This window comes from Cytobacillus spongiae (genome assembly GCF_021390075.1).
Window position 1 is genome coordinate 1,363,771 of sequence record NZ_CP089997.1, and the last position, 25,501, is coordinate 1,389,271.

Annotated in this window: 22 protein-coding genes; 15 read left to right on the forward strand and 7 right to left on the reverse strand. The window is 35.5% G+C overall.

The genetic code is table 11. The features are described from left to right. The first annotated feature begins 169 nt into the window (after positions 1 to 169). Positions 170 to 1,864: a M3 family oligoendopeptidase gene (locus tag LS684_RS07005; RefSeq protein WP_233810901.1), complete on the forward strand. Its 1,695-nt coding sequence runs from the start codon at positions 170 to 172 to the stop codon at positions 1,862 to 1,864. 45 nt (positions 1,865 to 1,909) lie between these two features. Here LS684_RS07005 and LS684_RS07010 read toward each other — a convergent pair whose 3' ends face one another. From LS684_RS07010 to LS684_RS07020, 3 genes are all read right to left on the reverse strand, one after another. After that, positions 1,910 to 4,930 carry an efflux RND transporter permease subunit gene (locus tag LS684_RS07010; RefSeq protein ID WP_233810902.1) on the reverse strand — a complete coding sequence of 1,007 codons (3,021 nt, stop codon included), beginning with the start codon at positions 4,928 to 4,930 and terminating at the stop codon, positions 1,910 to 1,912. A 572-nt stretch (positions 4,931 to 5,502) separates the two neighbouring features. Further along, a complete protein-coding gene (locus tag LS684_RS07015) occupies positions 5,503 to 7,053 on the reverse strand; it encodes an ATP-binding protein (RefSeq protein ID WP_233810903.1) in 1,551 nt (516 codons plus the stop codon). 249 nt (positions 7,054 to 7,302) lie between these two features. Further along, positions 7,303 to 9,438 (reverse strand): ATP-dependent Clp protease ATP-binding subunit, encoded by a 2,136-nt coding sequence (locus LS684_RS07020; protein WP_233810904.1) that lies wholly within the window; start codon positions 9,436 to 9,438, stop codon positions 7,303 to 7,305. A 175-nt stretch (positions 9,439 to 9,613) separates the two neighbouring features. Between LS684_RS07020 and LS684_RS07025 the strand changes: the two genes are divergently transcribed. Next, positions 9,614 to 10,660 (forward strand): YkvI family membrane protein, encoded by a 1,047-nt coding sequence (locus tag LS684_RS07025; RefSeq protein ID WP_233810905.1) that lies wholly within the window; start codon positions 9,614 to 9,616, stop codon positions 10,658 to 10,660. 68 nt (positions 10,661 to 10,728) lie between these two features. Next, complete coding sequence (locus LS684_RS07030; RefSeq protein WP_233810906.1) at positions 10,729 to 11,961, forward strand: MFS transporter; 1,233 nt, start codon at positions 10,729 to 10,731, stop codon at positions 11,959 to 11,961. Between the two features lie 105 nt (positions 11,962 to 12,066). Here LS684_RS07030 and LS684_RS07035 read toward each other — a convergent pair whose 3' ends face one another. After that, positions 12,067 to 12,717 (reverse strand): DUF8580 domain-containing lipoprotein, encoded by a 651-nt coding sequence (locus LS684_RS07035; protein WP_233810907.1) that lies wholly within the window; start codon positions 12,715 to 12,717, stop codon positions 12,067 to 12,069. Positions 12,718 to 12,832: 115 nt separating this feature from the next. Then, positions 12,833 to 13,444 carry a CPBP family intramembrane glutamic endopeptidase gene (locus LS684_RS07040; RefSeq protein WP_233810908.1) on the reverse strand — a complete coding sequence of 204 codons (612 nt, stop codon included), beginning with the start codon at positions 13,442 to 13,444 and terminating at the stop codon, positions 12,833 to 12,835. A gap of 145 nt (positions 13,445 to 13,589) precedes the next feature. Between LS684_RS07040 and LS684_RS07045 the strand changes: the two genes are divergently transcribed. Continuing rightward, a complete protein-coding gene (locus LS684_RS07045) occupies positions 13,590 to 13,700 on the forward strand; it encodes a DUF6254 family protein (protein ID WP_233810909.1) in 111 nt (36 codons plus the stop codon). Positions 13,701 to 13,889: 189 nt separating this feature from the next. On the opposite strand, the gene LS684_RS07050 is transcribed toward LS684_RS07045, so the two are convergent. Continuing rightward, positions 13,890 to 14,081: a YkvS family protein gene (locus LS684_RS07050; protein ID WP_233810910.1), complete on the reverse strand. Its 192-nt coding sequence runs from the start codon at positions 14,079 to 14,081 to the stop codon at positions 13,890 to 13,892. A gap of 241 nt (positions 14,082 to 14,322) precedes the next feature. Between LS684_RS07050 and LS684_RS07055 the strand changes: the two genes are divergently transcribed. The 4 genes from LS684_RS07055 to LS684_RS07070 all read left to right on the forward strand — a co-directional run bounded on the left by LS684_RS07055 (position 14,323) and on the right by LS684_RS07070 (position 16,998). Beyond that, a complete protein-coding gene (locus tag LS684_RS07055) occupies positions 14,323 to 15,531 on the forward strand; it encodes an MFS transporter (RefSeq protein WP_233810911.1) in 1,209 nt (402 codons plus the stop codon). A 105-nt stretch (positions 15,532 to 15,636) separates the two neighbouring features. Beyond that, positions 15,637 to 15,831 (forward strand): hypothetical protein, encoded by a 195-nt coding sequence (locus LS684_RS07060; RefSeq protein ID WP_233810912.1) that lies wholly within the window; start codon positions 15,637 to 15,639, stop codon positions 15,829 to 15,831. 254 nt (positions 15,832 to 16,085) lie between these two features. Continuing rightward, the gene (locus tag LS684_RS07065) at positions 16,086 to 16,685 is read left to right on the forward strand and encodes a cell wall hydrolase (protein WP_233810913.1); all 600 of its coding nucleotides are present in this window, start codon (positions 16,086 to 16,088) and stop codon (positions 16,683 to 16,685) included. A gap of 121 nt (positions 16,686 to 16,806) precedes the next feature. Then, on the forward strand, positions 16,807 to 16,998 hold the full coding sequence (locus LS684_RS07070; RefSeq protein WP_233810914.1) for an aspartyl-phosphate phosphatase Spo0E family protein: 192 nt from the start codon (positions 16,807 to 16,809) through the stop codon (positions 16,996 to 16,998). A gap of 611 nt (positions 16,999 to 17,609) precedes the next feature. On the opposite strand, the gene LS684_RS07075 is transcribed toward LS684_RS07070, so the two are convergent. After that, a complete protein-coding gene (locus LS684_RS07075) occupies positions 17,610 to 17,996 on the reverse strand; it encodes a PilZ domain-containing protein (RefSeq protein ID WP_233810915.1) in 387 nt (128 codons plus the stop codon). A 170-nt stretch (positions 17,997 to 18,166) separates the two neighbouring features. On the opposite strand from LS684_RS07075, the gene LS684_RS07080 reads away from it, so the two are divergent. The 7 genes from LS684_RS07080 to LS684_RS07110 all read left to right on the forward strand — a co-directional run bounded on the left by LS684_RS07080 (position 18,167) and on the right by LS684_RS07110 (position 25,491). Then, entirely contained in the window at positions 18,167 to 19,111 is a 945-nt protein-coding gene (locus LS684_RS07080) for an AAA family ATPase (protein WP_233810916.1), read from the forward strand. A 4-nt stretch (positions 19,112 to 19,115) separates the two neighbouring features. After that, complete coding sequence (locus LS684_RS07085) at positions 19,116 to 20,312, forward strand: DUF58 domain-containing protein (protein ID WP_233810917.1); 1,197 nt, start codon at positions 19,116 to 19,118, stop codon at positions 20,310 to 20,312. Beyond that, complete coding sequence (locus LS684_RS07090) at positions 20,309 to 21,616, forward strand: hypothetical protein (RefSeq protein ID WP_233810918.1); 1,308 nt, start codon at positions 20,309 to 20,311, stop codon at positions 21,614 to 21,616. Before LS684_RS07085 ends, LS684_RS07090 begins: the two co-directional genes overlap by 4 nt. Before the next feature lie 93 nt (positions 21,617 to 21,709). Continuing rightward, on the forward strand, positions 21,710 to 21,985 hold the full coding sequence (locus LS684_RS07095) for a hypothetical protein (protein WP_233810919.1): 276 nt from the start codon (positions 21,710 to 21,712) through the stop codon (positions 21,983 to 21,985). Positions 21,986 to 22,228: 243 nt separating this feature from the next. Beyond that, entirely contained in the window at positions 22,229 to 22,495 is a 267-nt protein-coding gene (locus tag LS684_RS07100; protein ID WP_233810920.1) for a phosphocarrier protein HPr, read from the forward strand. Next, positions 22,495 to 24,216 carry a phosphoenolpyruvate--protein phosphotransferase gene (ptsP, locus tag LS684_RS07105; protein ID WP_233810921.1) on the forward strand — a complete coding sequence of 574 codons (1,722 nt, stop codon included), beginning with the start codon at positions 22,495 to 22,497 and terminating at the stop codon, positions 24,214 to 24,216. Before LS684_RS07100 ends, ptsP begins: the two co-directional genes overlap by 1 nt. 813 nt (positions 24,217 to 25,029) lie before the next feature. Continuing rightward, a complete protein-coding gene (locus LS684_RS07110; RefSeq protein WP_233810922.1) occupies positions 25,030 to 25,491 on the forward strand; it encodes a hypothetical protein in 462 nt (153 codons plus the stop codon). The last annotated feature ends 10 nt before the right edge of the window (positions 25,492 to 25,501 follow it).

A 25,501-nucleotide genomic window follows, 5' to 3' on the forward strand; every position in this document is an offset into this window, starting at 1 on the left:
CCGCTTTATGTTTGTCAGTCTAATAAAATGGTCATTAGTAGCTCTTTTAAAATGTGGTTACCATGCTCAATATGATAAATCTTTTCCTTATTTAGAGGTTTTTTTTGAAGTATGTCGAATTAATATGTTGGATTATATTTAGAATTTTTTGAACAGGGGGAGTCACATAATGAAATTTGAAGAGTATACATACGTACGTCCAAATATGGGCGAAGTTGAAAGTCGTTTCAATGCAGCGATTGAGCGGTTTCAGCAAGCTAAATCAGTTGACGAACAAAATGAAGCAATTCAAGAAATTAACACAATTCGAAATGACTTAGGAACAATGTTCAATATTTGTTACATTCGCCATTCGATTGATACGAATGACGAATATTACAAAGCGGAGCAAGATTATATGGATGAAATAGAGCCGCAAATCGATGCATTCGTAACAAAATATTATGAAGCATTAGTGCAATCTGAATTCCGCAATGAACTTGAAGAAAAATGGGGCAAGCAATTATTTGCATTAGCTGATGCTCAATTAAAGTCCTTTAAGCCAGAGGTCATTTCATTATTGCAAAAAGAGAATAAGCTTTCGACCGAATATACAAAATTGATGGCATCTGCAAAGATTATGTTTGAAGGCGAAGAACGTACATTAGCTCAAATGGAGCCTTTCGCGGAATCAACTGACCGAGAGATGAGAATAAAGGCAAATGAAGCTCGTTTTGGTTTCCTTGCTGAAAATGAGGAAGAGCTAGATCGAATTTATGATGAATTAGTAAAGGTAAGAACGGAGATAGCTCAGGCTTTAGGATATAAGAACTTTGTCGAGCTTGGCTATTATCGAATGAGCCGGATTAATTATGATGCTGATATGGTGGCTAAATTTAGGGATCAAGTAAAGGATTTTATCGTACCAATTGCAACGAAGCTAAAGGAGCGTCAGCGTGAGAGAATTGGTGTTGAAGAGCTAAAGTACTATGATGAAGGGTTTGTATTTAAGAGTGGAAATCCTGTTCCAAAGGGTGATCCTGATTGGATTATTGAAAACGGACAAAAAATGTACAATGAGCTTTCAAAGGAAACAGGTGAGTTCTTCTCTTATATGAGAGAGAATAACTTGATGGACTTAGTTGCTAAAAAGGGCAAGGCTGGTGGAGGTTATTGTACGTTAATAGAAAACTATAAATCTCCTTATATTTTCTCTAACTTTAATGGTACTTCTGGAGATATTGACGTGCTTACTCATGAAGCTGGCCATGCCTTCCAAGTATATTCTAGCAGTCATTTTGATATTTCTGAATACTATTGGCCAACATATGAAGGTGCAGAAATTCATTCAATGAGTATGGAATTCCTCACATGGCCATGGATGGAATTATTCTTTAAGGAAGATACAGATAAATATAAATTTTCTCACTTGAGCTCTGCATTATTGTTTTTACCGTATGGGGTAGCAGTTGACGAGTATCAGCATTGGGTCTATGAGAATTATAAAGCAACTCCAAAAGAGCGTAAGCAAGCCTGGAGAGATATTGAGAGAAAGTACCTTCCTCATAAAGATTATGATGGGAATGAATATTTAGAAGGTGGAGGCTTTTGGCAACGACAAGGTCATATTTATAATTCTCCATTCTATTATATTGATTATACTCTTGCTCAAATCTGTGCCTTCCAGTTTTGGAAGATTTCAAGAGATAATCGAGAAAAGGCTTGGGAGAGTTATTTGAAGCTTTGTAAGCTAGGGGGCAGCCTTCCGTTTACAGAACTTGTAAAAGAGGCTAACTTACTCTCTCCATTTGAAGAGGGATGCGTAGAGTCCGTCGTAGGTGAAATTGAAAGCTGGTTACAATCAGTTAATGATAAGAGCTTGTAAAGTAATTTGAGAGAAAAATAAAAGCAAGGCCAAATGGCCTTGCTTTTATTTTTCTCTCTTCACTTGCTTAAAGAAGAACATCTCATAAATAACCGGTATTAGTATAAGGGTTAATAATGTGGATGATGTTAGTCCCCCAATTACGGTAATAGCAAGCCCTTTGGAAATTAATGTTCCTGAAGAGGTCGTAAATGCCAATGGTAATAGAGCAGCTATTGTCGCAAATGCAGTCATAAGGATAGGGCGAAGGCGCGTCTTTCCAGCTTCAATCAAGGCTTCGCGTATCTTCATTTCCTTCTCCTCGCGATTTTGCCCAATGCGATCAACCAAAACGATCGCATTTGTTGTAACAATACCAATAAGCATAAGCAATCCAATCATTACACTAACAGACATCGGTTCTTTAGCTAGGAACAAGCCAAGTAATGAACCAATGGGTACAAAGATTAGAGATGAAAGGATAATAAATGGAATTCTTGCTTGCCCAAATGTAATTAACATGGTTAGGTAGACAAGTCCAATAGCGATAATCATAGCTAATCCTAGAGAATAGAAGGTTTCGACTGTTTCATCACTCCCACCGCCACCTTCGAATGTAACGTTATCAGGTAGTTCTACATCGTTTTTAACTCCATCAATTACTTCTGTTGTTACGGTACGTATATCATTAGAGTTAATTTGTGCAGATATTTGAGCAAACACTTTACCATCTAGCTTTTGGATGGAAGTGAAATTATCAACCTCTCGAATTTCTGCAAGGTCAGTAATTGGGACAGGACCTTTTGCTGTGAAAATCGTAAGAGACTTTAAGTCTTCTACCGAAGTAGCGGATTCGTTATAGGAAAGTTGAACATTTCTGTCTACTTCATTTAATGTTAATGTTCCAACGTTCACAGGCTTTGTTTGATCACTAATCGTTCCTAAAATTTGGAATCCTGAAACCCCAAATGTAGCTGACTTCTCTGAATCAATTTCTACGACAACTTGCTTTTGCTTTTCTGAAAAGTTATTTGATACGTACTTCAGGTCTTTTTGCTTTAACATATACTCTTCAACACTCTTTGAAGCTTCTTGCAATGCTTGGAGATCAGTTGAGTATAGATCGATATTTACATTGTTATTTGAAGGAGGACCACCTGTTGATTGCTCTTGAATCCCAAGTTTTGCATCTGGCTCGATCTTATAAGTAATTTCCTCCATGTCCTTTTGAAGCTCTTCAATGAAAGAGGCTACTTTAACATCTTCATTCAAGCTAATAAAATAGTTCGCTTGGTTTTGTCTTTTTAATCCAGTTTGGAAGTCACGACTTCCGATCCCAGCTGTTACTTCCTTAATTTCATCTAGTTGATCAAACATTTCCTCAAGCTCTAACGAGACTTCATTCGTACGCTCGATAGATGTAGAGGATGGAAGTTCAACACTTGCAACTAGAAGCTTTTGTTCTTCATTTGGAATGAATGTAAATCCTAGCTGAGGGACAAGTGCAACTGAACCAACTAATGTAAATAGTGAAAGAACTAAGACAAGCAACTTATGGTTTAGAGCCCAATAAATGGTTTTTCCATAAGCTCTTTGCATTCCATCTTCTTTTTCTTCTTTAGGAACCTTCTTAAAAGAAAATTTTGCTAATATCGGTACAATTGTGATGGCTACGATTAAAGAAGTCAAAAGTGAAAATACGATAGTTAAGGCAAATGGTAAGAAGAATTCTCCTGTAATTCCACCAACAAATCCTAAAGGTAAAAACACAACAACAGTTGTAATGGTTGATGATGTAATTGCCTTAAGTATTTCCCTTGTTGAATCTTGGATCAATTCATCTGACATTCCTGAGTTCGTCTTTCGGACTCGCCTGAAGATGTTTTCTATTACAACAATACTATCGTCAACTACACGACCAACAGCCACGGCCATTCCCCCTAATGTCATAATATTAAGGGAGATGTCTAATTGATTTAAGAAAATCGATGAGACAAGTAAGGAGAGTGGGATGGAAATAATTGCAATAATGGTTGCTCTGAAATTCCTTAAGAATATCAGTACGGCAACAGATGCAAATAAAGCTCCAAGTAATCCTTCTTTAACCAAGGTTTCAACAGACTTCTCAATTCCTTCTGCAGAATCAAAACCAATAGCATAATCTAATTGATCACTGTAGGTTTCAAATGTTTCTAACACTTTATCTGCTACTTCTACTGTATTTGCATCTTGTTTTTTCGTAATGGCCATTGATAAAGAGTCTGTTAAATTAAACCTGGTGATTTCAGCTTTCTCTGTGATTTCTTCAATTTTTGCAATATCCTTCAGTTTGACTGGTGGTGCAGATGGATTAAAACTAGAAGTGATCGTTAGATCTTTTAAATCGTTTATCACATCAATTTTTTCAACTACACGAACTGGGATTTTTAATTCTTTCCCGTCTAGGTTTCCAGCAGGGAAGGATAATTGCTTTTGATTAATCTGTTCTTGAATTTGACTAAGAGATAATCCTAAGTTTGCAGCTTTTTCTTTATCTACGGTGATTTGAAGAAGCTCTTCTGTTTTTCCACCAACTGACACACTATTAATTCCTTGAATCTTATTTAGCTCTGGAATGATATCATCGTCAAGTAATGCTTGAAGATTGGTGTCTCCTTTGGCAAATAAAGAAATGTTAAAAATAGGAAAGGTACCAAAAGAAAAACGGTTCACCTTTGTTTGAACAGTATCAGGCAATTGTGCATCTTTAATATATCCATTTACTTGTTGCTCCACATCATCCATATCTGTATTAAATGGGAATTCCAGATTGATAATAGCAATGCTTTCAAATGAAGAACTCTGCATTTTTTTTACGCCTTCAATGCCCTTTAACTTCGTTTCAAGCTCTGTTGTTACTTGCTCATTAATATCCTGAGGGGATGCCCCAGGGTATATGACTTCAATTGAAAGCTGTGGAAATTCTATGTTTGGAAGAAGATCCACTTTTAGCTTAGAGAATGAATATAAGCCGCCTAAAATCAAAAGGAACGAGATGATAAACACGGCAAATGCATTCTTCAAACTAAACCTTGTTAAAAAGTTCATAATGATACCTCGCTTTTTATTCTGTAATATATTCATATTTTAATGTAAACAATAGAAAGTTTCATTTTTAAACTGTAATGAACGATTTATTTTTTTGATTACATACTCTAGAAATGGTTACATTTCGATTTCGAAGAAGAATGAATTTTATTTCCAGTGATTTTTAATTTGAATTGGAATAGTAACTGGTATTGACCAAAAAGTAGAAAATTAAAAAAAATGTTGAGGGTTTTGTGGGATAAAACAAAGAGGCTGGGATATACGTATTTCAGTCAATGGTCTATCCGAACGAGTAAAAGGAGTTATCTCCTTTTACTCGTTCGGGTATTTTTGTTTGTTCGGAAATCAAATTTGAAAAAATAGTGGAATGGAGCAGAAGAACTCAACTACTAAGGGAAATAGAGGAAAGTCTGAAACTCCAAAGCCTAGCGAGGAGGCTTATGTTCCTCCCCGCGGAAAGCGAGTGTCTGCAGCGCAGGTGGAACGAACTTGTTTTTACAACCTAACTAGTTTAATCAAGTCATTGTTCGTCTTTGAGAAGGAGTCATTTAGTTATGTCTCAGCCTCATTACTTAAGCTCGAACAAGAGGTAATAAAATTTCAACTTTAACTCCTCGGTTTGGGCTGTTTTCAATTGTAAACGTTCCTTTATGGTGGGCAATGATTTGTTTACTTATCATAATTCCTAAGCCAGTCCCAGCTGATTTCGTTGTAAAGAATGGGGTGCCAATCTTATGAACAACATCTTCTGGAATTCCATTTCCCGTATCTTCAATAGTAATAGAAACATATTGGTTAATTGTTTTTCTGCAGGTTAACAGAATTTGACCTCCGTTTGGTAAAGCTTCAAACGCGTTTTTAAAGACATTGATTAACACTTGTTTTAATTGATTTCCTTCACCTAGTATCATGTCATTCTGTAAGGCAATCATTTGAATGATTTCTACATTTTTAAGGTGTGCTTGTGACTGATATAAAAGAACGACCTCATTGATAAGCTCTGATACATTAACTGGACTAAGCTCAGCGTTATTGGGCTTTGATAATAGGAGGAATTCACTAATGATAGCGTTCATTCGCGATATTTCTGACTGGATAATAGGATAGTATGGTCCAAACGCTTTCTCCTGTTCATTCATCATTTGTATGAACCCAGAAATAACGGTTAAAGGATTCCGGATTTCATGAGCAATCCCAGCAGCAATTTCACCTGTTACCTTTAATTTCTCAGAGTTTCTTACATATTCTTCTAGGTTTAACTTCTCAGTAAGATCCCTGGCACTCATTGAGATCGCAAAAATCTCAGCTTCTTGGTTATAGACAGGAGATATGGTTGCTTCAATAAACTTTTCGAATAACTTTAAAGGAACATTGGAAGAACCTTTTCCTCGTTTTGCTCTTTGCAAAGCTTCACCTAATTCTCCGTTTTCAAGTGTAATGATTTGAGTGATTTTCTCACTAGAGAATAATTGAAACATTTCAACGAAAGAGTCATTTTGTTCAATAATTGTAAGGTCTAAATCTAGTACGACAATGGCGTCTTTACTATTTTTGAAGAAGCTCTCAATAAAGGATTGCTTAGATTGGAGATCTTCTTTTGCTTTTTGTTCTTTAAGGTACGCTCTTTCCCACAGAGCATTTGCGTATTTTATCATGAAAAATAAAACGATGGTTGTAAATAGTGTCAATAAAATAAAATAAGGGAAATCTTCCGTTCCAATTAAAGAGACAATTCGTTCCCCATTTGTGACGGAAAAGTATAGAAGGGACGCGATTGCTAAACTGCTTGACCAAGCTAATGCAAAAAGACTTTGGTAGAACGCAGATATAATAACACCAAAGACTAAGAATATATAATTTATTAGATATGGGTACTGTATATTAATATAAAATAAATAGGCATATAATGAACTGATCAAAAGAACCATTATTAGAACAGGATGTAGTTCAAGCCTTTTATACAGAAGGGTAATCGCTATACAAAGGATAAGACCGACCGGTGGCCATAACAAATCAAGATTCTGATCCACGATTGTATAGAAGAGGGTATCAGCTACATATAAAAACCAAAACAATCCAATTAATAAATGGTTTCTCTTTTGAATAAGGGCAGATTTATCCATTCTACTATACCTTCCATATATTTCATTTCTTATAGTAAATCATATCATAGGTTAGCATGGAATGGTGTTTAATTTTCACTGGAAAAGTCAATAATTGTCGAATTAAAAAGAATTTCTTTTTTTCTAAATTCCACCATACGACTATGTAGCTAGTGGAGCCATTTCCTTTAATGAGAAAGAATAAGACTATACACAAACTCGATACTAGTTTCAAGTTTGTGTATAGTCTCTAGTAAATAGTAGATATCCTTAGGCTTTCTTAATAATAATTTGATCATTGTGAAGTGTCGCTTGAAGGTTTCTCGCATTAGGGTCATCTATAATTACATCAGTAACTGGATCCTCTAAATGCTCTTGAATAGCTCTTCTTAATGGGCGAGCGCCGAAGCTAGGATGATATCCTAATTCAGCTAGTTTTTCTTTCACATCATCTGTGTAAGTCAATGTGATCCCATTATCATATAAAGAGTTATTTAACTCTTTCAACAATAAATCAATAATTTGTATTAGATGTGGCTTTTCTAATGACTTAAACTCAATGATGCTGTCGAAACGGTTAAGAAATTCTGGTTTAAAGAAGTTTCCAAGGGCCTTAAGGATACTTGATTCTTCTAGTGCATTGTTTTTCTCAAAGCCAACCTGTAGCGTGCGATGACCAATGCCAGCATTACTAGTCATGATAATAACCGTATCTTTAAAGCTTACTGTCCGGCCTTGGCTGTCTGTTAATCGACCATCTTCGAGAATCTGTAAGAACATATGCTGTACATCGGGGTGAGCTTTTTCAATTTCATCAAGTAAAATGATACTATAAGGATTTCTTCTCACTTTTTCAGTCAGTTGTCCAGCCTCTTCATGTCCAATATAACCAGGGGGAGAACCGATTAACTTTGATATTGCATGCTTCTCCATATATTCACTCATATCTAAACGAATCATGGCATCTTCTGATCCAAATAATTCCTTAGAGAGAGATTTTGTTAATTCAGTTTTTCCAACGCCTGTTGGTCCGACAAATAAGAAGGAACCAATAGGGCGATGCTTTGACTTTAGGCCTGCCCGACTTCGTCTAATCGCTTTGGCTACCTTTTGTACAGCTTGTTCTTGTCCAATCACTTTTGCTGCTAGATTTTTTTCAAGATTTTGCAGCTTATGCTGTTCATCTGTCTGTAGCTTTCCTACAGGAATCCCTGTCTTTTTCTCAACAATATCTTGAATCAGTTCAACTTGCACCGAAGGACGGTTCGTTTTGCAACCTGTTTGTAGAACCTTTTCTAGCTTCAATTCTTCTTCACGTATTTTTGCAGCTTCTTCATACTTCTCAATTTTTAAGGCAGCTTCCTTCTGTTTGGAAAGTTCGTTTAACCGTTCTCCAATCTCTTCAGTAGATGGAGTGGCTAATGACAGATTCACCTTTGAGCCAGCTTCATCCATGAGATCAATTGCTTTATCTGGTAAAAAGCGATCTTGAATGTATCTGTTTGATAGTGATACACATGCTTTAAGGACCTCGTCAGAGAAAGATACTTGGTGGAAATCCTCGTATCTTTGTCTTAATCCCTTTAGGATTTCGAACGCTTGATCTATAGTTGGCTCTTTAACTTGGACAGGTTGGAATCTTCTTTCAAGTGCTGCATCTTTTTCAATCGCTCTGTACTCTTTTAATGTAGTAGCTCCAACTAGCTGAAGCTCTCCTCTTGCTAAGGCGGGCTTAAGGATATTTCCGGCATCCATTGACCCTTCTGCAGATCCAGCACCAACTAATAAGTGAATTTCATCTACAAATAATAGGATGTTTTTCCGTTGCTGTAATTCATTCAATAAAACCTTCATTCTCTCTTCGAATTGTCCACGAATACCTGTATTGGCAACTAGTGATGCTACATCAAGAAGGTATACTTCTTTCCCTTTTAATTTGTTAGGAACTTCTTCTTCAACTATCTTCAATGCCAGTCCTTCAGCAATGGCTGTCTTTCCTACACCCGGTTCACCAATTAATACAGGGTTATTTTTACCACGTCTATTTAGAATTTCAATTACTCGACTGATTTCATCATCTCGGCCTATTACAGGGTCTATCAGACCTGCTCTTGCCATCTGTGTTAAGTTTCTTCCATATTGTCCGATAAAACCATCCACCCCTTTAGTTGACTTTGGTTGATGATGGGGGGATTGCTGCTTCTGATTCATTTGTTTAAAAAACTCCTCCATAGGGAATGGCCCAAAGCCTTGTGAGTGATGGAATGGCCCTCCTAATGTAGAACCAATCTTTTGGCGTTCCTCTCTATAGCAGCTCTCACAAAGCATAGATTGCTGGTTATGTTCATTTAATTTAAGTGTCAATGAAATAGTAGCTTGTTGTTCATTACATTTTTCGCAAAGCATATCATTATCCTCCAGTCAGTTTTTGACTTTGACTATCTTTGACTTTATTATAATTTGACCTTTTTTGACTTTCAAGTAATTTGTTTTTGGATGTGCTTCCTATTTTTTCTTTGGAAAAAAGCTCGTCTTTGTTTGTCCTACTATACATATATTGAAAAAGGAAGGAGGAATTGATATGAAAACGAACTGGGGCGCTGCCTTTCAAATTGCTGCTGTTTATGTTGGAACAGTAGTTGGTGCAGGGTTTGCTACAGGAAAAGAAATCGTAGAATTTTTTACTCGCTTTGGTTTTATAGGACTAGTGAGTATATTGATGAGCGGTTATATAATGGTATTTCTTGGTTCTAAGCTTATGAGAATATCTGCACATATTGGTGCCACTTCATATCAAGAATTTAATGAACATTTATTCGGAAGGTTCTTTGGTACGACCATTAATTTTCTAATGCTTTTTATGCTTCTTGGAGTATGTGCAGTTATGTTAGCTGGAGCTGGAGCTGTTTTTGAGGAACAGCTAGGACTGACAAAATCTGTTGGGGTGTTCTTGACGATCGGACTTGCGATTATCGTTATGTTTGTTGGCACAAAAGGATTGTTTGCTGTTAATACGTTCGTCGTTCCTTTAATGATAATGTTTAGCTTCTTTCTGATGTTCCTTTCTATAAAGTTACCGAATTTTATTGATCAATTATTGTATATCCCGTATGCAGAGGATGGTTGGAAATCTGTTATTGCACCATTTTCATATACTTCATTAAATTTAGCGCTAGCTCAAGCCGTGTTAGTTCCAATTGCTACAGAAATTAAACATGATCAAACCATCAAATGGGGTGGAATCATTGGGGGAATCCTTCTAACAATTATCTTAATATCTAGTCACATAACTCTAATTATGCTGCCAAATCTAGAGGTATATGAAATTCCGATGGCAGTTGTCATGAAAAATCTAGCATCTGGATTTTATTGGATTTTTGTCATTGTTATTTATGGGGAAATCTTCACATCTGTAATCGGGAATGTGTTTGGCCTTGAAAGACAAATAAGAAAATACGTGAATATTCCTAGTATTGTGACCGTGTGCAGTATATTTGTAGTCACATTTTTTATTAGTTTAATTGATTATAGTACGTTATTAGCCTATTTATATCCCCTGTTTGGATACATTAGTATTGTGTTCATAGTATTACTGTGGATGAAACCATTTAACGAAAAAAGGAAATAATAAGGATTTTGTCGAATAAAATTGAGGTGTAATTACAAACCATTAATTGTTGATAGAGGAAAAAAACGATGAATAACCCTGAAAAGCTAAGATTACAAGTTTATTTAATTGGAATGTTATTAGCCTCATTTGGAACAGGTTTTCACTTTATTCTTGTTTCCTGGCTTTTATTTGAAGAAACAGGAAATGCCGCACTAACAGGGATTTTTGTAGGGCTCGGTTTTTTACCTGGTTTAATAGTGAATTTATTTTTTGGAGTCATAGTAGACAGATTTTCAAGAAAGAAGCTAACAATTCTATCTGTATGGCTCATTACAGTAATTGTTGGACTTTTTTTAATGTTATGGAGTTTAACTGGGATTAAAATTTGGATGTTTTTTGGGTTACACATGATGGTTCAATTGTCTGGATCACTCTTTAGACCATCTGTTCAAGCATTTGCAGCTGAAATTTTTCCATATGATCAATTGACTAAAGTGTATAGTTTTGCAGGAGCGGTAGGGGAGACAGGCGTGCTATTAGGTGCATCATTAGGGGGGTTCCTTCTTGCTATACTCTCGCCATTTATTGCATTAAGCTTTAATGGATGTTTATTTCTGGTTGCTGGTTTGTTATTTATATTTCTCCCATCATTTCCGGTTAATTCTGTAAGTAGAAGAGGTCCTTTCGTTCAAAATGTTTTCCAAGATCTTTTGGAAGGATTAAATTATTTAAGGGGAAATCGGTTATTATACAAACTTTTTTTCATTATGTTTGTAGGTCAATTAACGTTACATTCAACTGTAGGGTTATTATCTGTTTATACGTATTCTTTTTTAGAAAAAGGGAGCGGAACATACGGACTTTTGGATGCATCGGTTTCAATCGGAAGTATTTTAGCAGGGATGATCGCGGTCCAATTTATCAAGCGGACTAGGGGACGTTTTGGTACATATGCATTATTTTTTTCGGGTATAGGAATTTGTTTATTGGTCATTGCTCAAAACATTTTTGTCGCTGGTGTTGGATTAATGGTAATCGGTGCTGGTACGACATGGATACGAGTGCTTTTTCAAACGGTTCAGCAAATTTCAACTGAAGGAAGATTCCATGGTAGAATGGCAAGCTGGAGGATGGTATTTAACCAAGGCTCAGTTGTTATAGGTGCACCAGTTCTTGGAGTTATTGCAGAGCGAACAGCAGCAAATATTGCCTATAGTATTTTGTTAATACCTATTTCAATCATTACTGTATACTCATATTTGTTAGCGAAAGACAATTCTTTTATAGCAAAAGTCGAAGAAATGAGCTTGAGGGGATAATAACGGTTTAGTTGCTTAATTACTGTAGCTTCAATCGCAATTGGAGCTTTGTAAACAATTGTGAAAGGAGCAGACGATCTAATTTCGTCTACTCCTTTCATTTTGCTATTGTTTTGGAAGGATGGTTTTGGCCATTTGAAGAAATGTCTCTTTATGGTTATTTTCGACAGATGTAAACATCGTTAATTTAAGAGAAATGTCATCGTGTTGGACTAGGTAACCAGTCACAATATCTTGACCATCTGTTGCTTCATAAACAATTGCGTCAGTAAAAAACTCATCGGTTGGAGGCTCGAGCTCCGATACATTCTCATTTACAGCAGCTAATTGGGTATTCATATTGTCTTTTGCACTTTCCAAGTCCATATCATCTGGAAGTAATTCAATTCTCATAAAAATACGATCGTTTTCTGTTAGGTATAAGGAATCCTTGTAAGGCTCTTCTGCTGTTAACTCGTAATCAGGAAGTACATACATGGAATAGTTTTGGTTCTCACTATTCTTTAAAAAGGCTGTTTCTTCTTTTGTTTGCCCATTTACTGTATATGTCATATTTTGTTCTAAAATGCGAACAATTGGTTCGTTTTCAGATGAGTTATCTTCCGTTTCTTCCTTAGCTTCTTCCTGTTTATCGTTTTCTTCTACCTTTACTTCCGTGCCGTTAGTTTGTTCATTATTCGCTTCTTTCGTCCCGCAACCAGTTAATACAACAGAGAATAGGCCAAGTATCAAGAGGAAATTCTTAATAGTGTTCATCCTAAAACCTCCTAAAGAGTTTATTTGAAATAGTAGACGTAACAAATTTGAACGTTGTTACATTATGTACAAATGGCCTCCTACATAAGGAAGCCAATTTAATTGTATCAGATTTTCACTGTAATGGTAGGACAACAAACAATAATAGATCAAAAATCAGGTGAGAAACGATTACCATCGGAAGGCTACGTTTCCACGCGAATAAAATACCCCAAAAAATTCCAGCGACTAATGCTGCAAGGGCTAAAATGGGATAACCAGAATATAAATGAGCTGATGAATACAATAAAGCTGAAACGATAATTCCAATCCACACATTGGTGTGCTTCACAATTCGCTTTTGAATGAACCCACGCCAAAAAATCTCTTCACCGGGAATAATAACCAGTAGAAGAACAATATAATGCCAAATCAACGACGGGGCAAATCGATTATAGAGCTTTGATACGTCATCAAGGAATGGTAGGTTAAGAAAATCTAATAAAGAATACCCAGTCCAAAATAGTCCGTAGAGGAGTGCTCCTGATACAACGCCATAAATAATATAAACACTAAATGACGCCTTGTCCTCAAGTTGTTCGATTAGGATTGAATAACTGATCAAGATGAGCAATGAAGCGGTAAATATATACCAAAATATATTTTTATCTTGAAAAGAAAAGTACAATAACAGATGCGCTAACAGGAAACCACCAACGAGCTTTAAGTCATATGCGCATTTTTTCATTTGCGTTAAACCCCTTTCTCAAAGAAACCAAACACTATTTTAACAAATTTTTTGATGAAAAAGTAGGGAAAGATTTGTTTGCCAATTTTTAAATAAATTCGTTACAAAAGGTGAAAGCTATTATTGGAAGAAAGGAGGGAATTGGATGACAAAGTCAAAACGTGAAAAAGAGCGAGAATGGACAGTTAGAAAGCAAGACCAAAACCCCCACGGGAAAGTAAAATCGATGAAAGAACTAGCAGAAAATAAGGAGTAATGTCTCGTTTTATAATGGACTAAAAAAGGCTATTTACCCCAAATATGGATAAATAGCCTTTTTGATGTTCTATTTAACTATTTTTTATTGTTCACTATTTTCACCAGTAGAAACGACTGCCGCTGTAAGTTTTTACAACAATATGTACCTTATGTTTATTTCGTAGGAGGGTGAATAAACGCTTACAATTTATTTTGTAACAGATTCTTGTATAATTTTATAGTTTTTATGGTTTACTACAGTGCGTTGATCTAACTCAAGCTCCCTATAATTATCCATATAAGATAAGTCAACAATAACAGAGTTTTCATTTACTTTCTCAACAACGCCTTGTAAGCCTTCTTTAAATTCAATGACATTTCCTACTTCAGCAATTTTCAATAGATTCCTCTCCTTATTTAGACTTCCTAATATTTTACCATAAGTTTGCACGAATAATATAGATTCGTAAAGGAATTTGGATTAAATTTGTACATTTATGGAAATCTAATATAAGATTACTAGATTACGAAAAGAGTTTAAAGCCCAAAGTGGAAATTAGTTACAATTCAATCTAGACACTTGGTGTTAAAATGTTTATGATATTTAGTATTACGAAACAATACAAAATTAGGAGTTCACCATGAAAATTAATAAGAATATTTGGATAATAATGATTGGGGAAGGGATAGCAGGTTTAGGTATGTGGGTGGGAATCATTGGGAATTTGGAGTTCTTACAAATACATGTTCCGTCTGATTTCATGAAATCGCTCATTCTATTTTCAGGTTTGTTTGTAGGTGTTTTATTGGGTCCTATAGCAGGGAAGGTCATCGACCAATATTCTAAAAAGTCAATTATGCTATATGCCGGGATCATTCGGATTTTTTCTGTACTCTTTATGTTCTTAGCTATTTATCAAGAGAGTGTTATTTGGATGATCATATATATGATGGGGATAGGAATTTCAGCGGCTTTTTATTTTCCGGCACTTCAGGCGGCAATTCCATTGATTGTTTCTGATGAAAAGCTACTAACAATCAATGGAATTCATATGAATGTAGGAACAATGGCGAGAATAATTGGAACTGCTTTAGGTGGTTTTATGCTTGTCTATGTTAGTTTATTTTCGTTGTATTTATACACGTTCTTCTCATATATTATGATATTCTTATTTACATTTGCCCTAGATATGAAAGAGGAAACCGAAAGCACATCCTTTATAGCAGGAAATAAGGAAGGATTTAAAGAAATCTGGCCAATTATTAAGACAACCCCTGCCATCTTAACAGGTCTCGTTCTAATGCTTGTACCCATTTCATTTATTGGTAGCTTTAATTTAATGGTGTTAAAAATAAGTGAAATGCAAGGTGACTCTGCTATAAAAGGAGTATTATACACTACGGAAGGAATTGCTATTATGGTAGGAGCCTATTTAATTAAGAAAATCTCTACAGGCAAAAATATCATTCCTATCTTGTTAGGTAGTTCATTTTTAATTGCTGTTGCGCATTTATCTCTATTTTTTTCAGATACAAAAATGATGTCAATTATTACATTTAGTCTATTCGGATTATCAGCCGGTGCATTTTTCCCACTAACAGCAACTTTATTTCAAAAAAAGGTTCCAAAAAAAATTCATGGACGTTTTTTTTCATTTCGAAATATGATGGATCGAATCCTATTTCAGGTTGTGCTGTTAAGTACTGGTCTATTTCTGGATACGGTCGGGTTTAAAAAAATGGTCTTGGGATTTGGAACTTGCTCCTTATTAATTGTAACCATTATATTTATCCGTCAAGTTCGCTCTCCAGTTGCCTTTACTGATGAATCGATTAAACTAGGAAAATAGGTAACACTATTTCCTTGGAAATTTCGACAAATTTCTTTTTTGGTTAATTGCTAGAACATGAATAAACTAGTAAACTTTCTTTTTGAGTAATGGGAGGGAAACAAATTGGAAAAAGAATATGTAGATGAAATATCAAATCAATTGAAGAAAAAAGAACTGTCAGAGCTCTATGTAAAAAGAGAGGATTTTCTCGATTTTCGAAAACATCTAGTCGGTAGAGATGATTTCAAACATTTTAGAGGAATTGCTCAAAGAGGTGGGGATGTTCTATATCGGTATATGGATACACCAAGATCGTAAATAAAGCTAGTTAACGTAGCGTTAAAGTTGTAATATGTTTGACATATACGATATTTTACTGGATTTATTTCCCTGTAACAGCTATGCAGTTGTGCAAAAAAAGATCTTGATAATTTTACCAAAAAGCAGATTAGTAACTTTATAACAGGTGTTGAAGCACTTGAAAATATGATTCCAATCTTTGGATAGTGAATCGAAATATTACAGCTGTTAGCCTAGTAGTAGAGATATCGCAACTACTAGGAGGTTATTGTATGCATAAACTTAAGAAACTTGTAGTTACAACAACATTAGCTTGCTCATTATTAGGATTTGGTGTTACTTCTAAGACAAGTGCTGCTGAAGTGTCACACTCGGTTCAATCTGGAGAAACTTATTGGAAGATTGCTTCTCGTTACGGTGTTCCTGTTGCTTCTCTAAAGAAGCGTAACAATCAAACTAGTAATCTACTTCATGTTGGACAGAGATTGACAATTCCTAGCACAATCTCACAGGCTGATAAAGATCTGATGGCTAAGTTAGTAAGTGCAGAAGCAAAAGGAGAGAGCTATGCTGGTAAGGTGGCCGTTGCCACAGTAATTCTTAATCGAGTGGATAGCTCACAATTCCCAAATTCCGTTAAAGGTGTTGTGTATCAAAAGGATCAAGGGTATTATGCATTCACACCCGTACAAAATGGTTCCATTAATCAAGGAGCGGATTCTGCATCTAAAAAAGCGGTTAATGAAGCATTAGCTTTTCGTGGACAAGGAAAAGGGTCATTGTATTTTTACAACCCAAAAACAGCTAAGAGTAATTGGATCTTATCTCGTGAAGTAACAGTTACTATTGGCAATCACAGGTTCGCAAAATAACGGTATAAATGTCAAATTTTTGAATATCTTGCAGATTTATCGTTGGAAATATGAAGAAAATACTACATGCCTTTCCTTTTTTATAGTAAAATATATTTAATATATAAGGGGGTGAACGCTGATGTCAAAAGGTTATAATTGTGAGGATCTCTTAAAACTAATTGAGACAAAAAGAAGAGAGATGATTATGATAGCAAACAAGACTGGTATGACAAGTCCACAGACAATACAGACAAGCATTGAGTTAGATGGGCTGTTAAACCTCCATCGGCGCTTCACTGAAAAGGCAGTCATTATGAATAAAGCAAATTAACTAGAATACTAAAAAAGACACTTTCATTATATATTGAAAGTGTCTTTTTGCATTAGTGGAAAAAATAGATTTCCTTTTTAACGCTCTTAATGTACGTTTTTCTTATTTCCCGCTAAGTTGTCTACCTTTTTCTTAATAATGCGATATTAAATAGAAAAACGACTATGACAAATAAAATGCAGATCAATATTTGAGATACCATGAAGTCCCCTCCTAAAAAAGGTTACTTTCATGATAAGAAACGAATTTTAGAGTACTATTATAGAAACGTAATTTTTTTGTAAATCAATGAATCTTCACAATAATTTCATAATAATTGAGCTGACTAAACTCTTGGTTGTTTCATTGAAATATTTAGGGTTGTAAAAACAAGTTCGGTCCACCTGCGCTGCAGACATTCGCTTTCCGCGGGGAGGAATCTGAGCCTCTTCGCTAGGCTTTGGAGTTTCAGACTTTCCTCTATTTCCCTTAGTAGTCGAGTTCTTTCGCTCCATTCCACTATTTTTAATAAATTTGTTTTCCGAACAAACAAAATACCCGAACGAGTATAAGGAGATAACTCCTTTTACTCGTTCGGGTATACCATTGACTGAAATACGTATGTCCCAGCCTCATTCTTCATTTTGGTTTTCTTGTTGAAGCGCTTTTTTTGAGTATATTTTAAGTTCTTCAATAATTTCTTTTTTGGTTTCCTGATCATTTATTCCGGTGAAACCATAAATATACCGAGTACCGTGTGTTTTTTTCCATTTAGGTGTACCAAGAATCCGAATTAATCTCTCATTTAAGATAAAGTTAACCTCAATTAAAAGGGAGTTTTGTTCAAGTGGCAAATCTAATCCTGATTCAAACCTTAATCCATTTGGAGATAAATCAATGATGTCAGCAGATCCAAGTTTGGATTGACCGCTCTTATCGTTAATCTTCAATAGCTTAAATGTACCGTGAATCGGACGATTAAATTCGAATCGAAAAGCTTCATCACGTCTATATATCATATTGATCACCTTATTTAAATAACTTTGAAAATATTGTAAACAATTAACGTGTTTAGTAAAATCATACATATTAGAAGACATAAATGCAATATGCAATATGGTGAAGACGTAATGTTCTTACAGTCTGGTTGTAGTTGTTTCAAATAAATGAGTGTATGTAGGAGGATCTGATGAATCATATTGAAAAGATATCAAGGTTAAAAGAAGAAATTAGTAAAGTGATCATTGGGAAAGAGCAAGAGGTCGAGCTCCTAGCAGTAGCTTTATTGTTCAATGGGCATGTGTTATTGGAGAGTGTCCCAGGTACAGGTAAGACCATGCTCGCTAAATCTTTTGCGAAAACTATTGATGGTGAATTTTCACGCATACAGTTTACCCCAGATGTGTTACCTAGTGATGTAACAGGAATTCAATTTTTTAATCCGAAGGAACAAGAGTTTGAACTTCGTCCTGGTCCCATTGTGACAAATGTGTTGCTTGCAGATGAAATTAACCGGGCTACACCTCGGACGCAGTCTAGTTTGCTAGAGGTAATGGAAGAACGACAAGTAACTATTGATGGCCATACAATTGCATTGAAGGAGCCGTTTATTGTCATTGCCACACAAAATCCTGTTGAATCCCAACAAGGGACTTTTCCGCTTCCTTTAGCACAATTGGATCGTTTTTTTATTAAAATGCAACTCGGATATCCAAGTTTTGATGAAGAAAGAGCTTTGTTAAGCTTACATAGAGGGGAAGGATCTGCTCCTCAAGTTTCTTGTATCATAAACCGTAAAGAAATTAAAGCAATGAAGGCAGCTGCTCAAAATGTCCGAATTTCTGATGACATTGAAACCTATTTGCTAGAAATTGTCCGTAAATCGAGGGAGCATCAGGCAATCGAACTGGGAGTTAGTCCTCGAGGGGCAATTGCCTTAATGAAGGCTGCTCAAGGTAAGGCATATATACAAGGACGGGAGTTTGTCGTTCCAAATGATATTAAAGAAATGGCTTCCTTTGTCCTTGGCCACCGCATTATTCTCTCAACTGAAGCTACATTGACCAAAACAACAAATCATATTATTAAAGACTTGTTAGAGAGTACATCGGTCCCTGTGGAAGAAGGTTTCTGATTTCATGGAGTGGAAAAAGTACACAGTTGAGAATATTTCTTTTTCTATAGTAGGTGTAATCGCATTACTTATGTTGTTAATTAGCTTTTACCTTCAATCGTGGCTTTTATTCTTCTCTGCCACCCTCATTTTTGTTATTCGAGTTGTTAATTATTATTACTTGGAAAAGCTTGGAGTAAAACTGGTTTTCGACAATAGGAAAGTAAGAAGGAAGTTTTTTGTTGGTGAAAAAGGAGAGTGGGAGCTTTTTTTTGATAATAGGGGAGTTCCTATTATGAATGGGGATATTCGCATCACATTTGATGAAGTAGTACAACCTATTGATACATCAGTTGAGGCTAGGCTTTACAAGTATGAAATTATGGCTCCTTTTTCATTAGGCTACGGGCAAAAAATTAAAATAAAAATACCTTATCAAACAAATAGGAGAGGACTAGCTAAAATTAGGAAAATAGAGCTTCATATTCCCCATTTCTTTGGTTTTAGTGAAACGGTTTTAGAATATAAATACATGGTAAAGCAAGAAGTACTTGTTTACCCAAGGACCATCCCAGTCAAAAATAAAGAAGTCTATTTATCTATGAAACTAGGGGAAAGTCCTATTAAAGACTCTGTGTACGAAGATTTGCTAGCCCCAGCTGGGACACGAGAGTATTTGAACACAGATAGCTTTAATCGGATTCATTGGAAAGCAAGTGCTAGGAAGCAAGCTCTTCAAACTAAGGTGTATGATAGAATCGCAGAACAAGGGTGGCACTTATCCTTAAATATCGGAGAAGCTCATTCGATTTCTAGTTACTTAGAATCATTAGTGAGCAGTGCTGCCGAGCTCGCCTATTTTTCAGTTAAAAATCATATTCCTTTCTCTATTTCGATTAATATTCGGACGGCAGGTCATACACCTTTTTATTATATTCCAGTTGGATTAGGATCTGACCACCTTCAGCGTGTATTAGAGATGTTAGCCCATATTGACTATCATAGTTCAATCTATCCTTATCATAAGATGCTCTTTTTTTATGAACGTCATTTAGTGAACCAACCATATTTTATACAAGGTGGGAATGCTTCGAAGGATTCAAAGGAATTTTTTGCACGGATAACGAAAAAAGGCCAACAAGTTGTTCTTCTTCAAATTGAAAAGGATGAGGCTTCATTAGTTCCATCACAATTGTTTTTAGATATGGGTGATATCAAATGAGTTGGATGCGCATATTAAGTGTCCTTTATTATCTTATGAGTGAGTTAATCATAGGAGCATTGCTTTTCTCTAGCTTCTATCTGTTTAATAAGCAATCACCACCTATTTTCTTCTTTTTTCTAGTTTCATTTCTTACTATCGTGAGCTTTACTTTGCTTTTGGAAATATTTAATGAAAAGGGAAAAATATTTTTTTTATTTATGATAGTACCTCTCATAATGTTTATTAGCTGGTTCATACAATTTCCTCTAATCGTTACTTTATTAATAGTAGCCTTTGCTTTTTGGCGAACACTTATCTATTTTAATGATTGGAATCAAGAAATTTCAGGGAAGGCACTATTATTTACTGTATTAATTGTCATTTTTCATGTCTTTCTAGGTGGAATTGCTCAATACCCCAATTGGGAGCTTGTCCTTTATTTGCTTATTGCACAAATAGGCTTTAGTCTAGTAGGAAATTTTCTAATCAGGTTATTAAGGCTTGAAGTAGAAATAAAAGAGAAGAAAATCTTCTTTAAGCAATACCTAATTGTCATCATTGGAATGATTTTAACTGGGCTATTTCTTTCATTGAGTATGAATTTTTTGAAATGGGTTTTTTTTAGTTTGTTAAAATTAGCTGCATGGCTAAGTGGGTTAATATTCTCTCCTTTCTTCAAATGGGCTGAAAAGCAAAACTGGAGTGACAGACTTGAAGGGTTTGAGCAGAATGGGCAATCAGAATACAATAAAGCTGAAAATGAAGTATTGCAAACAAACGATCCAGTTCAAATAGTTAATTTAGAATTAATCCTAATTCTTGTATTCATTGCTTCAATTGTAGGGATTATATATTATCTGTTTAACAAACAGAAAGTAAACAATCAATTATCTAATACTCAGCTTGAAAATATTAATAGGATGGAAAAAGAAGAATTAAGAAAGGTAAATCAATTTCCATTCTTGAAGAGAACTTCTGTTACGCCTCCATCTCACATTGTTAGAAGTGGAGTCTACGATCTTGAGAGATATGGAAGGAAGCTACAAGTAGGAAGGAATCATAGTGAAACATTGCAGGAATGGCTAAAGCGGATCGGATTGGAGAAATATATAAATATCGTTGAAATATATGAACATATTCGTTATGGGGAAGACTTACTCTATGAATTTAATGAAATGTTGTTTAGGGAACAGCTAAATAACTTGAAAAATGATTTAAAGCTGAAGCAACAGCAAATGATTGAAACCGGAGAATTAACCCAACAAAAGCGAAACATATGGAAGACTTCTCGGCAAATCTTGAATGGATGGCCAAAAGGGTAGAGAGGATATCCTATTGAAAAATGATGGTCCCTTCACTCATGTATTTAAGCTTTTCATCATATAATTTGGCAAATAGCTGAAGAGGGTGAGTGAATGAGAAGAGACATAGAACGCGCATTGAGGGTTAAGAGTCTTTCTCTAGATATACTAGCGGAATTAATGGAAGACGGAGTCACATATGATGAACGCGAATTGAAACATTCGGTTGAATTATTAGCAAGATCTGTGAATGACTTAGTTAATTTATACGCTGGTATTGAAGAGGATCATCCTACCACATTTAAAGGGACGATTGCGAAAATGAAAATTGCCACGAATAACCTTCAATCGTGTAAAGAAAAGAAAAGATTGGAAAATGAAAGCGTTTAACTAAAAAAGTTGTGAAAAATCCTTTAATTTTAGGGTTTTTTCGTTGTGAATACCTATTGGAAATGCTATTCTTTTTCTGTGGTTGTCAGTTGTCTGATGACTTAATTATGGGGAAGATGTACTTGCATTATACATGATTAAAGAATGTATGGAAAAAATAAAACAGCAGTAGCATCTCAACTATTGATAAGCTGATTAGACAGCTAAAATCGAAAATTTAGATATTGAAGGAGCTTGATCGCAATGGCTGAAAAACAATTTAAAGTAATCGCTGAAACAGGAATCCATGCACGTCCTGCTACTCTACTTGTACAAGCTGCAAGTAAATTTGATTCTGATATTCAACTTGAATATAAGGACAAAAAAGTTAACTTAAAGTCAATTATGGGTGTTATGTCTCTAGGTGTGGGTCAAGGCGCTGAAATTAAAATTATTGCTGAAGGTAGCGATGAGCAAGCTGCATTAGATAGCCTTGAGGAAACTTTAAAAAACGAGGGCTTAGCTGAGTAATGAATTTATTAAATGGAATTGCTGCTTCAAGCGGTATCGCAATGGCAAAAGCCTTTCGTCTCGTTGAGCCAGACCTTTCTTTTGAGAAAAAATCAGTCGAAGATGTTCAAGCTGAAGTAGAGCGTTTTCAAGCTGCATTAATCAAATCAAAAGTGGAGCTCGAAGCCATTCGAGAAAAGGCGAGAGTGGATCTAGGTGCAGACAAAGCTGCAATCTTTGAAGCACATTTATTAGTATTAAGTGACCCAGAGCTTGTAAACCCTATTGAAGATAAAGTAAAACTTGAGAATGTGAATGCTGAAATCGCTTTAAAAGAAACTGCAGATATGTTCATTACGATGTTTGAATCAATGGATAATGAATATATGAAAGAACGTGCTGCAGATATTAGAGATGTAACTAAGCGTGTCCTTTCCCATTTATTGGGTGTTCAGGTAGCGAACCCAAGTATGATCGCAGAAGAAACAATTATTGTTGCAGAGGACTTAACTCCTTCTGATACGGCTCAATTAAACCGCCAATTTGTGAAAGGCTTTACAACAGATATTGGAGGAAGAACATCCCATTCAGCCATTATGGCTCGTTCAATGGAAATTCCTGCTGTTGTTGGTACAAAATCTTCCACAAAAGATATTCAAAATGGAGATTTCGTTATTGTGGATGGGTTAAAAGGGGAAGTACATATTAACCCTTCTTCTGAAATCATCAAACAATATGAAGAAGAGCACGCTGCTTTCGAAGCTCAAAAAGCTGAATGGGCTAAGCTTGTAAATGAAAAATCATATACAGCTGATAACCATCATGTAGAGTTAGCTGCCAATATTGGTACACCTAAAGATTTAGAAGGTGTAAAGAATAATGGTGGTGAGGGTGTTGGTCTATACCGGACCGAATTCCTCTATATGGGTAGAGAGCAACTTCCTACAGAAGAGGAGCAATTTGAAGCTTATAAAGCTGTTCTAGAAGGAATGGAAGGAAAGTCTGTCGTCGTTCGTACATTAGACATTGGTGGAGACAAGGAGCTTCCATATTTAAACCTTCCGAAAGAAATGAACCCATTCTTAGGCTTCCGTGCAATTCGTCTTTGCTTAGAGGAGCAAGGAATGTTCCGTACTCAGTTAAGAGCACTATTACGAGCAAGCACATATGGAAACTTAAAAATTATGTTCCCTATGATTGCAACGCTTGATGAATTTCGTGAAGCAAAAGCAACTCTAGAAGAAGAAAAGCAAAAGCTTATGAACGAAGGTGTTGTTGTTGCTGAGAAAATTGAAGTTGGAATTATGGTTGAAATTCCATCAACAGCAGTTATTGCTGATCAATTTGCGAAGGAAGTAGACTTCTTCAGTATTGGAACAAATGACCTTATTCAATACACAATGGCTGCAGACCGAATGAACGAAAGAGTCTCTTATCTTTATCAACCGTATCATCCAGCCATCTTAAGGCTTGTTAAAATGGTTATTGATGCGGCTCATAAAGAAGGAAAATGGGCAGGTATGTGTGGAGAAATGGCTGGTGATGAAGTTGCAATTCCAATCCTAATTGGTTTAGGCTTAGATGAGTTTTCAATGAGTGCAACTTCCATCCTAAAAGCACGTTCTCTAATCAGAAGCTTGAACAAAGCAGATATGGAAAAGTTAGCGAATGAAGTGCTTCAAATGAGCACTACATCAGAGGTTATGACAGCAGTTCACGCTGCTGCTAACTTAGAGCGCTAATAAATTTCCTTTTTGTCAGTTTATTAAATATTGTTATGGGGTATATGTTAATTAACACTTAGTTAACTCTAAGAGTAAGCTAATCATTTTCATTTTCCCCCTATTTTGGACTGGTGCTACATAGCCCAGTCTTTTTTAATGTGTTTTTTTTGTATCCAATCTGAACGAAATAAACGAAAAAGGGACACATAAATAATATACTCGCCTTATAAAGTGACAAATGATGTTGTAAAACGTTCTCCTACTATGGAATATTTCTGAATCAGACCTAAGGTGGAGAGAAATACATTCCCTTGATTGTTTTGGAAAGTAAGATTTTTTCCTAAAATAAACTTATCAAATCGAAAAAGGATGATGAATATGTTATCAACGATTATTAGCTTTCTATTTAAGGATAAGTATTCAAAGGCGAAAGAACAACGTCAAAATGAAATTTATGAAATTCAAGCACAATTTATAAGCAGGGTACTTCATTAATAAATTCACCGTTTATTTGAAGCTAGGACGTGTTTACTAGATGTTGTTGTAAATACAAAAGAACTAAAACTCTAAGAAGGCTAGCAGTTAGGACCGGAAGGATGTGAGATGCCTGTGGGAGCAGTTGGGCAGGTGAGATCCCACAGGCGAAGAGGATACTCACCTCAACCCCAAGCAGATATCTGGAGGGGAAAACTCCCCATGTTTCGATAGAGACGATGTATACGAAAACAACCTTTTGAAATGAAAGAAAGTGTGAAAGTATATAGAAAAACAGCTGTAATCAAGTTTAATTGCACGATTTATCGGACATGGTAGAGGTAAGGAGGTAGTGTAATGAACATTTATAGAAAATGGCTTCTCGTCCCCTTTATGGCTTCTGTTTTACTCTCAGGATGCACATTTGATGATGAAAGCACGATTATTAATCGATATGCTGAAGTACTTCTTACCAAAAGGAACGAAATTCAATTTAGGTTTAAGATTAATCCACATATTTTCTCAGAGCAGGAATTATATAAAGTTAGGGTTTCTATACATAATAAGCAACTTGCTGCAGCATTAGGTACAGATGAAGTAATATATGGCGAGCGTTTCGTATATAGAGGAGAGTTTTTAGAAGTAGATAAGCAAAAGGATGAAGTGATCTATATGGAGCCAATTCCTTTACTAAAAGATTTACATGTTTCAGAAATTAAAGAGATGATTAGACAAAGAGATGCGGTATCAGTTGAGATATTCAATGACCATAAAGTGTTAGGAAAATCATTTTTAACCCATTTTTCTTCTCAACTTTAGAATAAGTTAT

What these genes read in the sequence shown, in the direction of transcription:
- LS684_RS07065 (WP_233810913.1), top strand. Translation starts at nt 16,086, where the DNA reads ATGCATAAACTTAAGAAACTTGTAGTTACAACAACATTAGCTTGCTCA.
- LS684_RS07040 (WP_233810908.1), bottom strand. Translation starts at nt 13,444, where the DNA reads ATGAAAAAATGCGCATATGACTTAAAGCTCGTTGGTGGTTTCCTGTTA.
- LS684_RS07110 (WP_233810922.1), top strand. Translation starts at nt 25,030, where the DNA reads ATGAACATTTATAGAAAATGGCTTCTCGTCCCCTTTATGGCTTCTGTT.
- LS684_RS07080 (WP_233810916.1), top strand. Translation starts at nt 18,167, where the DNA reads ATGAATCATATTGAAAAGATATCAAGGTTAAAAGAAGAAATTAGTAAA.
- LS684_RS07075 (WP_233810915.1), bottom strand. Translation starts at nt 17,996, where the DNA reads ATGATATATAGACGTGATGAAGCTTTTCGATTCGAATTTAATCGTCCG.
- LS684_RS07095 (WP_233810919.1), top strand. Translation starts at nt 21,710, where the DNA reads ATGAGAAGAGACATAGAACGCGCATTGAGGGTTAAGAGTCTTTCTCTA.
- LS684_RS07010 (WP_233810902.1), bottom strand. Translation starts at nt 4,930, where the DNA reads ATGAACTTTTTAACAAGGTTTAGTTTGAAGAATGCATTTGCCGTGTTT.
- LS684_RS07070 (WP_233810914.1), top strand. Translation starts at nt 16,807, where the DNA reads ATGTCAAAAGGTTATAATTGTGAGGATCTCTTAAAACTAATTGAGACA.
- LS684_RS07090 (WP_233810918.1), top strand. Translation starts at nt 20,309, where the DNA reads ATGAGTTGGATGCGCATATTAAGTGTCCTTTATTATCTTATGAGTGAG.
- LS684_RS07005 (WP_233810901.1), top strand. Translation starts at nt 170, where the DNA reads ATGAAATTTGAAGAGTATACATACGTACGTCCAAATATGGGCGAAGTT.
- LS684_RS07035 (WP_233810907.1), bottom strand. Translation starts at nt 12,717, where the DNA reads ATGAACACTATTAAGAATTTCCTCTTGATACTTGGCCTATTCTCTGTT.
- LS684_RS07100 (WP_233810920.1), top strand. Translation starts at nt 22,229, where the DNA reads ATGGCTGAAAAACAATTTAAAGTAATCGCTGAAACAGGAATCCATGCA.
- LS684_RS07085 (WP_233810917.1), top strand. Translation starts at nt 19,116, where the DNA reads ATGGAGTGGAAAAAGTACACAGTTGAGAATATTTCTTTTTCTATAGTA.
- LS684_RS07055 (WP_233810911.1), top strand. Translation starts at nt 14,323, where the DNA reads ATGAAAATTAATAAGAATATTTGGATAATAATGATTGGGGAAGGGATA.
- LS684_RS07020 (WP_233810904.1), bottom strand. Translation starts at nt 9,438, where the DNA reads ATGCTTTGCGAAAAATGTAATGAACAACAAGCTACTATTTCATTGACA.
- LS684_RS07030 (WP_233810906.1), top strand. Translation starts at nt 10,729, where the DNA reads ATGAATAACCCTGAAAAGCTAAGATTACAAGTTTATTTAATTGGAATG.
- ptsP (WP_233810921.1), top strand. Translation starts at nt 22,495, where the DNA reads ATGAATTTATTAAATGGAATTGCTGCTTCAAGCGGTATCGCAATGGCA.
- LS684_RS07045 (WP_233810909.1), top strand. Translation starts at nt 13,590, where the DNA reads ATGACAAAGTCAAAACGTGAAAAAGAGCGAGAATGGACAGTTAGAAAG.
- LS684_RS07025 (WP_233810905.1), top strand. Translation starts at nt 9,614, where the DNA reads ATGAAAACGAACTGGGGCGCTGCCTTTCAAATTGCTGCTGTTTATGTT.
- LS684_RS07015 (WP_233810903.1), bottom strand. Translation starts at nt 7,053, where the DNA reads ATGGATAAATCTGCCCTTATTCAAAAGAGAAACCATTTATTAATTGGA.